The 13,770-nt window shown below is 41.5% G+C and carries 12 protein-coding genes; 4 read left to right on the plus strand and 8 right to left on the minus strand.

Annotated features, from left to right (window positions below; all coding sequences use genetic code 11):
* Positions 1 to 44 precede the first annotated feature (44 nt).
* Positions 45 to 1,397, plus strand: a complete 1,353-nt coding sequence (locus CH352_RS12230) for a PrsW family glutamic-type intramembrane protease (protein ID WP_100707509.1) — start codon at positions 45 to 47, stop codon at positions 1,395 to 1,397.
* Here the strand turns inward: CH352_RS12230 and CH352_RS12235 are convergent.
* From CH352_RS12235 to CH352_RS12270, 8 genes are all read right to left on the minus strand, one after another.
* Positions 1,368 to 2,054, minus strand: a complete 687-nt coding sequence (locus CH352_RS12235; protein ID WP_100707508.1) for an HAD family hydrolase — start codon at positions 2,052 to 2,054, stop codon at positions 1,368 to 1,370. The genes CH352_RS12230 and CH352_RS12235 overlap by 30 nt on opposite strands.
* 7 nt (positions 2,055 to 2,061) lie before the next feature.
* Positions 2,062 to 4,029, minus strand: coding sequence for a hypothetical protein (locus CH352_RS12240; RefSeq protein WP_100707591.1), 1,968 nt, complete (start codon positions 4,027 to 4,029; stop codon positions 2,062 to 2,064).
* 157 nt (positions 4,030 to 4,186) lie between these two features.
* Positions 4,187 to 4,639, minus strand: a complete 453-nt coding sequence (locus CH352_RS12245; protein WP_086445833.1) for a TraR/DksA family transcriptional regulator — start codon at positions 4,637 to 4,639, stop codon at positions 4,187 to 4,189.
* Positions 4,640 to 4,650: 11 nt separating this feature from the next.
* On the minus strand, positions 4,651 to 4,803 hold the full coding sequence (gene rpmG / locus CH352_RS12250; RefSeq protein ID WP_010514486.1) for a 50S ribosomal protein L33: 153 nt from the start codon (positions 4,801 to 4,803) through the stop codon (positions 4,651 to 4,653).
* Between the two features lie 125 nt (positions 4,804 to 4,928).
* The gene (locus CH352_RS12255; RefSeq protein ID WP_100707507.1) at positions 4,929 to 5,894 is read right to left on the minus strand and encodes a bile acid:sodium symporter family protein; all 966 of its coding nucleotides are present in this window, start codon (positions 5,892 to 5,894) and stop codon (positions 4,929 to 4,931) included.
* Between the two features lie 4 nt (positions 5,895 to 5,898).
* A complete protein-coding gene (locus tag CH352_RS12260; protein ID WP_100707506.1) occupies positions 5,899 to 7,044 on the minus strand; it encodes an aminotransferase class V-fold PLP-dependent enzyme in 1,146 nt (381 codons plus the stop codon).
* Between the two features lie 130 nt (positions 7,045 to 7,174).
* A complete protein-coding gene (locus tag CH352_RS12265) occupies positions 7,175 to 7,915 on the minus strand; it encodes a ferritin-like domain-containing protein (protein WP_100707505.1) in 741 nt (246 codons plus the stop codon).
* Between the two features lie 67 nt (positions 7,916 to 7,982).
* Positions 7,983 to 8,612: a lysoplasmalogenase gene (locus tag CH352_RS12270; RefSeq protein ID WP_100707504.1), complete on the minus strand. Its 630-nt coding sequence runs from the start codon at positions 8,610 to 8,612 to the stop codon at positions 7,983 to 7,985.
* A 103-nt stretch (positions 8,613 to 8,715) separates the two neighbouring features.
* Here CH352_RS12270 and CH352_RS12275 point away from each other — a divergent pair, with 103 nt between their 5' ends.
* Genes CH352_RS12275 through scpA form a run of 3 tightly spaced genes read left to right on the plus strand, consistent with a single transcriptional unit; the run spans position 8,716 to position 13,768 of the window.
* Positions 8,716 to 9,705, plus strand: a complete 990-nt coding sequence (locus CH352_RS12275) for a TerC/Alx family metal homeostasis membrane protein (RefSeq protein ID WP_100707503.1) — start codon at positions 8,716 to 8,718, stop codon at positions 9,703 to 9,705.
* Positions 9,706 to 9,716: 11 nt separating this feature from the next.
* Complete coding sequence (locus CH352_RS12280) at positions 9,717 to 11,594, plus strand: methylmalonyl-CoA mutase family protein (RefSeq protein ID WP_100707502.1); 1,878 nt, start codon at positions 9,717 to 9,719, stop codon at positions 11,592 to 11,594.
* Entirely contained in the window at positions 11,591 to 13,768 is a 2,178-nt protein-coding gene (scpA, locus tag CH352_RS12285; protein WP_100707501.1) for a methylmalonyl-CoA mutase, read from the plus strand. Before CH352_RS12280 ends, scpA begins: the two co-directional genes overlap by 4 nt.
* Positions 13,769 to 13,770 lie beyond the last annotated feature (2 nt).

Here is a 13,770-nt window from a genome sequence, read left to right on the forward strand (position 1 = left end):
GCGTCGCTTAAAATTGTCGAGCGGCGCCTTTTTTATTAAAGCGAATGGAAAACTGGATCTTTATAGGCAAACCAATCTCTGCAATCCTTGCCGCATGGTTTTATTGGGACTTTTACCGTAGGACCTACTACTCCGGACAGGGGAGCACATTCACAACATTTGCATTTTTTTATGGGATGATCGCAACTGGGATCGCTCTTGCTTGGGAAGTCGGAGTATTCGATCTATTCGAAAATTATTCCGCATTCTCTAAAGCAATGCTCGTAGGGGCCATTCCGGAAGAGACTTCCAAAGCAATCCTTATATTTCTATTTTTAAAACAGGTAAAAAATTCCTCCAACCTTGCGGATGGATTATATTTCGGTCTGACCTTAGGAGCATCCTTCGGTTGTATTGAGAATGTATTCTATTCTTTTAAACTGGACTTTTGGCAGGGTTTACTTAGAGCGGGGACTTCCTTGCCGTTACATACTTTTTCTGGAGGTATATTAGGATTTTTTATTTTAAAATTCCTGCAAACAAGAAAGGGAAATCTATCCGGCCTTGATCTTATTTCTACATTTTCCTTTTTAGTGACTCTTCACGGGTTTTATAACTTATTACTCATACGAGGAGGATTAGAAACAGTTTATATTCCCTTAATCCTAGGCCTTTCGTTTTTGACCTTAGAATTACTCGTAGTCCAAGCAGAAGTAACTCTACCATTCGAGTTATTGCAGGCAGAAAATCTGTATGTGGATGATTATTCCATGATCCGCAAATTTTCCAGATATGATTCTTGGTTAAGAGCTGCTCAATCCAAAGAGAATATAAAAGAAATTCCTTTATTAAGAGATCTTTCTACGATTAGATCATTTATCTCAGTAATCCTATTCGGAGTTCCTATCTTTTGTCTGAACTTTTATCTATTCGTTCCGGAATGGATCCCATACTATCTGGCAAATATTAGCTCTTTAGAATTTATCACGTTATTCATGGAATATCCTGCTTGGTTAGGATTTTTATTCCTGCTTAGAGGTATGATCAACCCTTCTTTCTTCAGAGAAAGAATTTTGAAAATCCCATTATTTCTTTCCGTAAACTTGGGACCACAAGGAGATGAGGAACCGAGCCTAGCCTATTCTCTATCCAGAAAAGGTTTTTATTCTCCTGTGATCAGAGAGCCGGAACTAAATAAAGAAACCACTGTTTCCTTCTATATAGCCGGAAGAAATTTCGAGAAGATACCTGTAGTTCCGGTTTGGAAAAACTTCAGACCGGAAGATCCAAATCATGAAAGTGGCGCATTGTATAGATTCCCTAAAATCCCTTGGAGACTTTTAGCCTGGAGATGGTTTATCAGGATAAAACAACAATACAGAAATACATTAGATGCGTTTTCCGGTACGAAAACTTAAAACTGCAGAAAGAACAGAAAGATCATCTGAATAATCCCGAAATACATGATGTATGTTCTGATCCTTCCATTCGGAATGAAGTTTTGGATCTTCTGTAATACCAATAAATTCCAAACCTAAGTTTCGTGCGGTTTTGGAATCCCAAATCCCGTCTCCAAAACAAATCGTCTTGGAAAAACTTTTAGAATACTTTTTACTGGATTCTTCCACTGCGGACTGAACGATGGATTCCCTTTCATAAAAAGAAGAAGCCGTTGCAAGAGGTACATCCAGAGGAAGACCGCAGTCTTTTAATTTTAAGAATGCAGGTTCATAAAAAGATCCAGTTGCGTATGCAAAAGGAATCATTGCAGACCTCAGTTTCTCTAAAAAGATTTTTGCCCCTGAAATTTCCGAAATTCCTTTTTGAAATTTCTCTTTTATATTTTGGGCCAACTCTTCTTCGAATTTTTTAGAGACCTTTTCATCCCAATCTGATTTAAAAGATGTATAAATCTCTTTGAATATATTCGAATCTGTATGATGTTTATATTCTTTTATTTCGGAACCTAAACCAGGCAGTCCGAAAGAAATCAAAACTTCATGGAAAGCTTTTCTGTGCAAAGAAACAGTATCCGTTAAGGTTCCATCTATATCAAATACGACTAAAACAGACATTTAAGTTTTAACGGATACGATTGAGCCCGTCAAAATCATCTGTTCCGATATAGAACTCGGAAGGCCCAGCTTGGTACCAAGAAATCCTCATCACCTTTGCGGTTAATGTTTTCGCTCCTGCAGGAACTCCTAAGCCTACTTGGTTTACTGTAGCAGTCAAAGGAGTGCTTCTGGATTGTAATTCCACACCATTCTGATCGGAGAATATCCAACGGATATACACTGGCTTTCCAGATTTAGGAGCCTCATCCAAAGCAATACGTAGACTGATATTTCCTTTATCGCCCAAGATCCAAGAAGTTCCTGAACGGAAAGAATGATATCTTCCCCCAGCCTTCTCTTGGAATTTTGCCTTTGCGGAAAGTTGATAGGTTTTTCTTTCTTCGTATCTGAATTCAGGACCTTGCAATTGGGAAGATTGTCGAATAAACGCTTTCGCAGTCAGTCCCAAACCGAATAACAAACAAACAAGATTGAATGCCGGAACCATCCACCATTTAGGCAGGGTTCGAGTAGAAGGTCCGGATGCGCTTAAAAGCCATATTAAAAGAAAACCTAATATACCTGCGCCGCTTGTCCAAGGCTCATAGAATGTAACCGGAAAGAATAGAAGTGGCAGAAACCAATAAGAAGTCCTTGTAAAAGATTCCAAGCCTACCCAGGCAAAGAATAGAAGGAAGAATAAGATCCCACCCTCTGAAAGTAAGAATACCCAAGAAGTTAATGCAAAGTCTTGGGTCCCATTTGGAGAATAAGCTCCTCTAGGTCCTGATTCGATCCAATGCAGAGCAAATCCGCCGAATCCTTGTCCGAATACCGGGGCTTCTTTGAACCAGTTCCATGCCGATAATGTCTGGACCCAACCGTCCTTCCAGAAAATTTCCAACATTTTGGAAACCGTTTTGCCCTTAGTCCATGCGTTAGACGCATCTTCTCTGATCAATTGCCAAGGAGTAAACGCCCAATCCATTCCACCTATAAAATACACTCCTACCAAAACGGAGATAGTCCCAAGCACAACGAATGGAATAAAAGAATATTTCCAGATAGGATTTCTGAATCCTCTTTGGTAAGTAAGCCCTATGACTAAAGCGGTTTGGAAAATAATCAAAAGCCAATAACCGGAACTTTGGTATTTCCCCGCCAGTCCCAGTGCAATAAACACAGCAACACTTAATAAAACTCGAGAAGAGATTCGCCAATTCCGGCTATGGATCTGGTAGAAGAAAAATCCGAATAGGATCGGCATTCCTATTCCAAAAGAAGCAGCATCCGGGAAGAATGCGGAGACTCCGAATGTTTCTGCGTTTCCTGCGGTAAAAGGAAAATCAGTAGAAGGTGCGAGCCCCTGGATCGCACCTAAAATTAAATTTCCAGTAAAACCTGCAGTGATCCCTGTTCTCCAATGTTTTCCTGGTGGATCCGTATCATGAGAACTTGTTTCTTCCGCGAAGAAGTATAAGAATGCTGATAACCAAGAACCTATACTGTCCAAGCTCAATGCGAACGCATACTTAGAAGAGATCCCTGCAGAATATTCAGTATCTTGCAAGATCCAAGAAGTCAAAGGATCTGTTCCGAAATAGGCAAGCAGCCTATCCAGAAGTAAAAACGATGCCAAGATTACAAATGCAGTTCTAGGATTTTTAGTGAACTCAAGAGAGTTCTTATAAGGACGGTTTATATAAAAATATCTTAATACAGGGTCGTCGTCGTTTGCAGGATGCCCGTAAAAAGTGGAGATATATTGGCGTAAAAATATCCCGAAAATCGCTCCTGCAAATAGAGCGGATAAATATAAATACCCGCCTTCTCCATAGAGCAATAATCCAGGAGAAAGTAACGCGAATGCTGCGGTGAACATTCTACCGGACTTTCTATGATGAAGATTGGGAAGTAATCCAGCCAGGAATTGGATCCATACAATTCCAAGGTTCCCATCCGGATCCCTGACTACAAGTGTCCAACGCAGCAATAGGTAGGACAGGATCACTGTTAAGATCAGTGTAAGAAAGGTAGGAGTTTTAAGAGGCCTCAATCGGGCGAAAAGATTTGGCACGAATTGGAAATGCTCGCCGAAAACGAGTAGATTTCAATCCAAAAAAATAGGCTAAATGTGTCGGCGCGGAGAATTAATCGTCAAGAGAATCTGGATCAGACGGAATTTTATAGGTCCCGGTCAGCGTTGCCGAAAGTGGACCTTTTTTGCCGGAAGCCTTATGTTTGGAAACAGCCTCGGCATATTCTACAGTATAGCGAGTCCAAGGGATCGCCTTTAATCTGGCTAAAGGAATTTTTTTGCCGGTCCCCTCGCAAATGCCATAGGAACCGTCCTCGATTTTCTCGAGAGCCACGTCGATTTCTCGGATGGTCTCGATCTCTGACTCGGTTAAAACGGAACTCAACATCTCTTCATTGATTTCCGACGCGATATCTGCGATATCTCCCATTTCTTTCAGGCCGGAAGGTTTGCTATTATCTTCCCACTTCGCATACTTCTCCAATAGAGAGTTTTTTCTCTCTAAAAGAAGGTCCGATATTTCACTCAGGACCTTTTTATCGTATGCAGCTTTTTTAGTCACCATCTGATTTGGAATTATACCTTAGATTCCTTATGTTCGACGTGGGCACGGCAAAATTTACAGAATTTTTTCGTTACCAACTTCTCGGATTTCGCCTTTTTGTTCTTGGTCTGGAAGTAAGAATTTTTCTTACAAACCTGGCAAGAAAGCTTAATGATCTCTCTCATAACGGATGATACTCTTAGCTAAGATTGGTCTGAACTGGAATTTACCGAGTTTAGGCCAAAATAATGGCCGCTCAGTTTACACTATTCGGACTGATTATGCTATAAAAAAAAAGAACAGCCAAAAATCAAGGAAGATCGGCTGAAATCGGCGAATTTTCCCTTTCTTCCTGCGGAATGGACCTTCTCCAGATCCCGGCCAGAACACTTCCGATCAAAGAATGCACAAAACTGGAAATTGCAGCCGGAATCGCCACCAAAGGGTCGGAAAAATTGTTCCGGGACAGAACCGCACCCAATCCGCTGTTCTGCATCCCCACTTCGATGGAAACTGTGCGAGCGCATACAAAAGATTTGGTCCCAAAATAAGCCGCCCAATACCCAAAAAAATATCCGGAGATATGAAGTAAAAATACGGAAGAAATTAAATGAAATCCGGAACGGATCACTGCTTCTTTTCCGGAACCTATGATGGAGGCGACAATCAATGTGATCAGGATAACTGCGATCAAAGGAGAAACGATTTTCACCTTCTCCGCAAATTTAGGAGTATAACGATTTAATAAAATTCCTAGGATCACGGGAAGGATCACCACTTGGACCGTATCAAAAAATAGACCGGAAGCGTTTGCACCCACACTATTTCCCACTAAAAACAAGGTGAGAACCGGAGTCATGATCACTGATAGAACTGTTGAGATCGCAGTCATCGTAACTGATAACGCCAAGTCCCCTCTTGCCAAAAAGGAAACCACGTTAGAGGCGACTCCTCCCGGGCAACAGGAAACTACAATAATCCCGACAGCTAAAGGAGCAGGAAGTTGGAAGAAGTTCCCCAAGAACCAACCAGTCAAAGGCATTATCGTGTACTGACCGATCACACCGATTAGGATTGGCTTAGGAGCTTTGAATACTCTGGTAAAATCTTCTGTTCTTAGGCTGATACCCATTCCTAACATGGTCAGTCCTAAACTATAAGTGATCCAAGGTCCTTTAAATCCGTGGAGAACAGATGGAAAAAACCAACTGAATGTCACACCGCAGATGACCCAGAGTGGAAATAATAAGGCTGCCTTTTCGAAGAGAGAAGCCAAGTTCTTATCTCGAAACTAGATCCACTACTCTGTCCAATTGTTCCTTGGCCAGGTAAATATGAGGAGAGAACCGAACCCTTCCCAAACGAAGTGCACACATGACTCCATTTTTCTTAAGATTGGAAACTACGTTTTCCATGGAGAGTCCTTCTTTTTCTGCGACTACGATCCCTGTTTTAAAATCCGGAAAATGGTCAGAAGCAAGTTTCCAACCCGCATCCCTCAGTTTATCTGAAAGATAATCCGCTAGCTCATAGATCCTTTCCATAGAATTATGAAAACCTACTTTATGAAGCATTTCTAATGTGGATTGAAAATAGACCCAATCTATAAAATTCACTGTGGAAATTTCGTAACGATCCGTACCTTTTAGTTCTTCTCTATAAGGTAAATAGACCTCGTCGTTTACCACGGAGCCGGTGCCCTTGAAAGGAAAATTTAGGCCTTCTAATTTCTCTTTGGCAATGTATAAAACTCCAAGTCCTAAAGGCCCGAGTAACCATTTCCACGCGGGGAAAGCCATATAAGAAATTCCCATTTCTCTAGGTCTTACTGGAAGAAGTCCCACTCCTTGGGCTCCATCCAAAACGAACTCGATTCCTTTCTCTGCGAGCAAACTCCCGATTTCTTCTAATGGGAAAGGCATTCCGGTGCACCAATGTACTGCAGAGAGACTCACTACTTTTACGTCAGGAGTAATGGAGGATTTTAAGTTTTCTAAAAATCCATCCGGAGTTTCTGCCATTGGCACAAAAGAAATGGAAACTCCTTTTTCCTTCCAATGTTCCCAAGGATAAATATTAGAAGGATATTCGTTTTCCAGAAGAAGGATGCGGTCTCCGCTTTTTAGTTTCAGACCCAGGGAAATAAATCCAATCCCTTCGTTGGTATGGTGAATTAGAGAAAGTTCTTCTGCTTCTACGCCTAATAGTTCCGCAAGAATAGTGCGGATCGCTTTTTTAACGGTTGGGTATTTGCGCACTTCCGTGCTACCGCCTCGTGCAGCATAGCCTTGCAGATATTCATTGACTGCATGTAAGGTGTCCGTATTTGCGGGAGTGGTCCCACAATTGTTTAACCAGATCATTTCCCGGTTTACCGGGTACAAATGTTGTATTTTGGTCCAATCCGGACTAGGATTCGTTTTCATCTCGAGGCCAGATTGGATCTATCCGTCCGAGGGAAAACTTCTTTTTTAAGACCTTCTTCCAAAAGGTTTAAGCTTCTCCGAGCGGCCAAAGATAAAACCGGGAATCGGATGTTTCCCGGTTTTTTAGTTCTTACTTTTTCTTTTTGGCAGCTGACTTTTTCTTGGGAGCAGCTTTTTTAGGGGCAGGTTTTTTCTTAGCTACTACTTTTGCTTTTTTAGGGGCAGCCTTCTTCACTGCCTTTTTAGCCGCAGCTTTTTTGACAGGCTTAGAAGGTTTTAATCCTTTTGAGCTCTTACCATTAGGTTTGGAATTTCCTACTGCCTTTGCTACTTCTTCCGCTTGTTCGTCCCAAAAGTATGCGCCTCCCGCAGAGCGAGTCTGGTCGAATGTATTCAACTCAGCTTCCAACAAGGATTGGTAATTATGGCTATAATCCATTAGTTTAGAAAACAATAGTTTAATATTCGAATCTTCGAATTTAGTGGTAAGCTTTTCGTAGAATGCTACTGAATTCTCCGCTTCTCTGATCGCTAGTTCGAGAGCCTCGTGAGCATCTTTGGATCCGGAACCTGTAATTGTACGTTCCACCTTATTCATGATCTTTTGGATTGTGGTTTGGTGGAATTTATGGATGGCGGCCAATTGTTTTAAGTTCGGAAGTTCCGCACCTTCTGCCACTCGATAGATCTCTTGGATAAATTTGATATGTTCATCCACTTCCTCTGCGAGTTTTTCGAATAATTCCCTAGTTCTTCCCGGAGGGAGTTTTTCGTACGTATCCATGTAAAATTCGAAGTAGTCCTTCTCGTGCTGGATCGCAGCTGCAACAGCTTCCAAAAATGTAGTTTCTTTTAAAGGTTTAATACTCATTCTGCATACTCCGGTCGCGACAATTCTAGAGGATTTTCAAGTTGGTTCAATAATAATTTTTTCTATTTTATTCCTCTTCTTCTTGGGAAAGATAGATTAAAAATTGAGCTAAATAATAAGTCGACATGACCCAAACTCCATGGAACGGAAGTTTGTTCGGAGTGAATTGTCCTAGTGCGATGATAGAATCGGAAATGATAAAACTGATCGCTCCTAAAATTCCTAATAATCGATCTCTGGCAGAGACTTCGCGAGCTGCGGATCTCCAACCCATTACACAAATTGCGGAGACGTAAACCGCAACTGGAATGGTTAACGCGGGCGCGATCCCGGGAAGAAGCCAATAAAAATAAGAAGTACCAAAGATCACATAAGGAATTAGCCTTAAAAAATGTACTGGATTACCCCAAGAAAAGCTAACGGAATATGCTACCTGAGCGATTAAGAAACTGCCCAAACCGAAAACAAAATATTTGTCCGGGAAAGCCAGGATCGTATCTCCTCCAAGCGAAAATACCAAACCGATCCCGAGCCAAATTCCGGCACGAGTTGTCCATTTTCCTTCTCCTACACTTAACGCGATTAAATATAAAATGGGAACAATTTTGGAAATCAAACGAAGCAGAAATATGTCGGAACCTAAAAATAGAACTCCCAAATGAACAAGGGCCAAAATCGGGAATATAATATAAATCATTCAGAGCTCCTAATCTCAAAACACCCGGCGATTTGGGATTGTCTTCCAGATCAAACCGAGGAACCTGTCTTTCAAAGGCCCAAATAGGGCCTCGGAAGCTGCGATGATCTCGTTTAGCCAAAAAGATTCTACACTTTTTCTTATTTTTTCTGTCGTAGTAGGCCTTTTGATTTATTTGGACCTATTCGTTCTGAATAAAAGAGCCCATAAGCTCTCTCTCAGAGAGTCCGGGTACTGGACCTTATTCTGGGTCACTCTTGCTTTCAGTTTTTCTCTTTTAGTTTATATTTTTCACGAAGATCCGACGAACCCAGGACTTGCAAAACAAAAGACTCTGGAATTTTTAGCGGGATACCTTCTGGAATATTCACTTTCCGTGGATAATCTTTTTGTGTTTATTATGATCTTTGCGAAATTCAGGATACAGGCTCAATACCAACCCATGATCTTAAAATGGGGAATTATAGGCGCATTGATCTTCAGAGCTGCAATGATCTTCTCGGGTGCGGAACTAGTTTCTAGATTCGAATGGATCTTATATCTATTCGGATTCTTACTCCTCTACTCCGCTTGGAAAATGTTCTTCCACGATGAAGAAGAAGATTTCGATCCGGAAGATATGACTCTTCTGAAGTACGCTCGTAAAGTTCTTCCTATGTCCAAAACATTCCATCCGGAAAAGTTTTTGGTAAAAGAACATGGAAAAACTCTTTTTACTTCTACTTTCTTAATACTGCTCGTCGTCGAATTCAGCGATATTCTTTTCGCAATAGATTCTATCCCCGCGATCTTCTCTATTACCCAAGATAGTTTTATCATCTATACTTCTAACGTATTCGCGATCTTGGGACTCAGATCCTTATTCTTCCTTTTAGGAGGAGTGATGGAACTTTTCGTGTATTTGAAAAAAGGTGTTTCTCTACTTCTCGCGTTTGTGGGAGTAAAACTTCTTCTTCCTGCGTTTTCAGGATACGTTTTCGGAAGAGTGATCCATGTATCCATTGAGATCTCTTTAGTAGTGATCATAGGAACTCTTGCACTCTCCATATTTGCTTCCATTCCTCATTATCTTAAAACGAAAAAAGGAGCCTGACGGTAAATCGAATGGCATCAGAAAAACTTTTCTCCGAATTTCCACCGGTTTCTACTGAAGAATGGACCAAGCTGATCCAGAAGGATCTTAAAGGTGCAGACTTCGAAAAAAAACTGGTTTGGGAAACCCAAGAAGGATTTAAGATCCAACCGTTTTATAGAAAAGAAAATCTAAAAGGAAAGGAATGGCTCCTCTCCAATCTTCCGGGAAAATTTCCATATCTTAGATCTACTCGTAAACTCACAAATGATTGGAGCATCAGACAAGATATAGATGCGACTGATATCAAAACCGCGAAAGAATTAGCGGTAGAAGCAATCTCCAATGGAGTTTCCGCTCTGGGTCTCGTGCTTGCAGATGTCGGCTCCGGTAGAAAAGGAATACAGATTAAAAATGAGAAGGACCTTGCTTTCTTATTGGAAGATCTACCTCTTAGCGAGATCACTCTTCATTTTGTTGCAGAAGAAAAATCTCCCGAACTTTATTCCTGGCTTCCTAAAAACAAAACTCTTGTGGGCGGACTAGGCTACGATCCTTATAGAATTCTCGCAAGGCAAGGTCATTCAGGTGGACATGGCCCTGAAACTTTAAAACCGATCTTAACAGAACTTGCAGGTAAATGGAAAAATTTCCGCGCACTTACAATTCATTCTTCTACATTTAGAGATAGCGGTTCTACGATTGTTCAGGAACTTGCTTATACTCTCGCGCTTGGTTCCGAATATTTGTATCGTTTGGGAGAATTGGGAGTTTCTCCGGAGCTAGTAAACTCTCAGACGATTTTCCAATTTACGATCGGTCCGGACTATTTCTTGGAGATCGCTAAGTTCAGAGCGGCAAGAACTCTTTGGGCGGAAATATTCTCTTCTTATTCTTCCGATAAGGGAGAAGCTTCTCTTCCGTTTATAGAAGCGGAAACCGCAAGATATAATTACGGGATCTATGATCTTCATAATAATATTTTAAGAGGAACCACTGAGGCAATCTCTGCTGCGATTGGCGGGGCAGAGATCATCAATGTTCTTCCATTCGATCATCTATTGCAGCCTGCGGATTCTTTCTCTCTTAGGATCGCGAGAAATGTGCAGTTACTTTTAAAACATGAATCTTATTTAGATAAGGTGGCTGATCCTTCTTCCGGTTCGTATTATATTGAAACGATCACCGACCAGATCATTGAACAGGCTTGGAAATTGTTTACTGAAGTGGAGAAGGACGGCGGATTCTTAGAATGTCTGAAATCCGGTAAGATCCAAAGTTCTATTTTAGAATCTAGAAAGAAGAAGGAAGAAAATTACTCCACTCGTAAAGAGATTTTCCTTGGAACGAATCAATATCCAAATTCTAAAGATAAGATCCAAAACAAAGATCTAAATAAAAACATCCGGTCTTCTGCGATCTCTTCCTCTCCTAACGAACTTAAAGTGACTGCTCTTCCAGAGTTTTTTGCAGGAGACGCAATCGAAGAGATCCGTATGAAAACGGAAAGCTACGAAGCAAAAAATAAAACTTCCGTAAAAGTTCTCCTTCTTCCTTTGGGCGACTTAAAAATGAAGAAAGCAAGAGCAATCTTCTCTTTAAACTTTTTAGGATGTGCAGGATTCCAGGTAGTAGATCCGGGAAGTTACGAAACCTCTGACGAGGCGATCGCAAATATACAAAAAGAAAATCCTCAGATGATCGTCTTCTGCAGTTCCGACGAAGAAGTCGCATCTTATGTGAAGGATATTCTTCCTAAATTAAAATCCAAACCGGTTGTTTATGTGGCCGGTTATCCAAAAGAAATTCTTTCCGAACTGGAATCTGCAGGTGTGAACGGATTTCTCCATGTTCGATCCAATCTATTAGAAACACTTTCCGATCTTCAAAAAAGGATGGGAATCCAATGAAAAGACCTACATTCTCCCCTAACAGAACTCCGGTCACTGGAGATACTAAATTCGAATCCTGGTCCAAAGAAGCTTTGGATGAATTAGGACTTTCTAAATTAGAAGAAACGATTTGGAATACTCCTGAAAAAGTCCCGGTCAAACCGGTATACGTTCCAAACGACGCAGAGTCCTTGGAACATTTGGATTATGCAGCAGGAATTCCTCCTTTTTTAAGAGGACCCTACTCTACAATGTATGTCCAACAACCTTGGACCATCCGTCAGTATGCAGGCTTCTCGACTGCGGAAGAATCTAACGCATTCTATCGTAGGAATTTAGCGGCGGGACAAAAAGGTCTTTCTGTTGCATTCGACTTAGCGACCCATCGAGGATACGACTCAGATCACGAAAGAGTTCTGGGAGACGTAGGAAAGGCAGGAGTTGCGATCGATTCGGTTCTGGATATGAAGATACTCTTCGACCAGATTCCTTTAGATCAGATGTCCGTGTCTATGACAATGAACGGCGCAGTCATTCCTACATTAGCTTTTTATATTGTAGCTGCAGAAGAACAAGGAGTAAAACCGGAACAACTTTCAGGTACCATCCAGAATGATATTTTAAAAGAGTTCATGGTACGTAATACGTATATCTATCCTCCTGAACCTTCCATGAGGATTATTGCGGATATTTTTAAATATACTACCGACTTCATGCCTAAGTTCAATTCCATCTCCATCTCCGGCTATCATATGCAGGAAGCTGGAGCCACTGCGGATATAGAACTTGCTTATACTTTGGCGGACGGGTTGGAATACCTACGCACCGGTATCAAGGCCGGGATGGATGTGGATAGTTTTGCACCTCGTCTTTCCTTCTTCTGGGCGATCGGTATGAACCATTTTATGGAAATCGCAAAGATGAGAGCAGGAAGACTTCTCTGGGCAAAACTTGTTAAAACATTTAATCCTAAGAACAATAAATCCTTAGCTCTTAGAACTCATTGCCAAACTTCCGGTTGGAGTTTAACGGAACAGGATCCTTTTAATAACGTAGGAAGAACTTGTATAGAAGCGCTTGCGGCTGCTTTAGGTCACACTCAGTCTTTACATACAAATGCGTTAGACGAAGCGATTGCACTTCCTACCGATTTCTCCGCAAGGATTGCAAGAAATACTCAGATCTATTTGCAGGAAGAAACCAATATCCACAGAGTTGTGGATCCTTGGGGCGGTTCCTTCTACGTAGAATCTTTGACTGCACAACTCGCTGAAAGAGCTTGGGAACTCATCCAAGAAGTGGAACAACTGGGTGGTATTGCAAAAGCAATAGAGACTGGAATTCCCAAAATGAGGATAGAAGAAGCCGCTGCGCGTAAACAAGCAAGGATCGATTCCGGTAGAGATGTAATCGTAGGTATCAATCGTTATCGTCCTAGCAAAGAAAATCCTTTGGAGATCTTGGACATCGATAATACTGCGGTGAGAGAATCTCAGATCCGCAAACTAAATGAACTCAAGAAGAATCGAGACAATGCAGCAGTTACCGCAGCCTTAGATGCAATCACAGAATGTGCTAAAACAGGCAACGGAAACCTGCTTGCACTTGCAGTTGATGCGGCTAGAAAAAGAGCAACCCTTGGCGAGATCTCTTTAGCTATGGAGAAAATATTCGGCAGATACAAATCCGTCACTCATATGATCAAAGGAGTGTACTCGGAGGAAATCATGGATGACCCGGATTTCAAAAAGGCAAAAGAACTCTCCGCAAAATTTGCAAAGTTGGAAGGAAGACAGCCTAGGATCATGGTCGCCAAGATGGGACAGGACGGGCATGATAGAGGTGCAAAAGTAATATCCACAAGCTTTGCAGACATGGGATTTGACGTTGATATAGGTCCTCTATTCCAAACTCCGGCAGAAGCTGCAAAACAAGCCATCGAAAACGACGTGCATGTTCTCGGAGTTTCAAGCCTCGCTGCCGGTCATAAGACCTTAGTTCCTCAGGTAATCCAAGAACTTAAGAAACTTGGAAGAGAAGACATTCTAGTAATCGCAGGTGGAGTGATCCCTCAGCAAGATTATGATTTCTTGTATAAAGCGGGAGTGAACGGGATTTTTGGACCGGGCACCAAGATCTCTAAAGCAGGTGCAGAGATCTTGGAACTTCTGATCAAGAGTGTAGAAGGATAACT

Origin of the sequence: Leptospira hartskeerlii, from assembly GCF_002811475.1 — a bacterium.
In the GTDB taxonomy this organism is placed as follows: Bacteria; Spirochaetota; Leptospiria; order Leptospirales; family Leptospiraceae; genus Leptospira_B; species Leptospira_B hartskeerlii.

Bases quoted from the DNA above. Each gene is read 5' to 3' on its own strand.
- CH352_RS12230 (WP_100707509.1), top strand. From the start codon at position 45: ATGGAAAACTGGATCTTTATAGGCAAACCAATCTCTGCAATCCTTGCC.
- CH352_RS12235 (WP_100707508.1), bottom strand. From the start codon at position 2,054: ATGTCTGTTTTAGTCGTATTTGATATAGATGGAACCTTAACGGATACT.
- CH352_RS12245 (WP_086445833.1), bottom strand. From the start codon at position 4,639: ATGGTGACTAAAAAAGCTGCATACGATAAAAAGGTCCTGAGTGAAATA.
- rpmG (WP_010514486.1), bottom strand. From the start codon at position 4,803: ATGAGAGAGATCATTAAGCTTTCTTGCCAGGTTTGTAAGAAAAATTCT.
- CH352_RS12260 (WP_100707506.1), bottom strand. From the start codon at position 7,044: ATGAAAACGAATCCTAGTCCGGATTGGACCAAAATACAACATTTGTAC.
- CH352_RS12265 (WP_100707505.1), bottom strand. From the start codon at position 7,915: ATGAGTATTAAACCTTTAAAAGAAACTACATTTTTGGAAGCTGTTGCA.
- CH352_RS12270 (WP_100707504.1), bottom strand. From the start codon at position 8,612: ATGATTTATATTATATTCCCGATTTTGGCCCTTGTTCATTTGGGAGTT.
- CH352_RS12275 (WP_100707503.1), top strand. From the start codon at position 8,716: ATGATCTCGTTTAGCCAAAAAGATTCTACACTTTTTCTTATTTTTTCT.
- CH352_RS12280 (WP_100707502.1), top strand. From the start codon at position 9,717: ATGGCATCAGAAAAACTTTTCTCCGAATTTCCACCGGTTTCTACTGAA.
- scpA (WP_100707501.1), top strand. From the start codon at position 11,591: ATGAAAAGACCTACATTCTCCCCTAACAGAACTCCGGTCACTGGAGAT.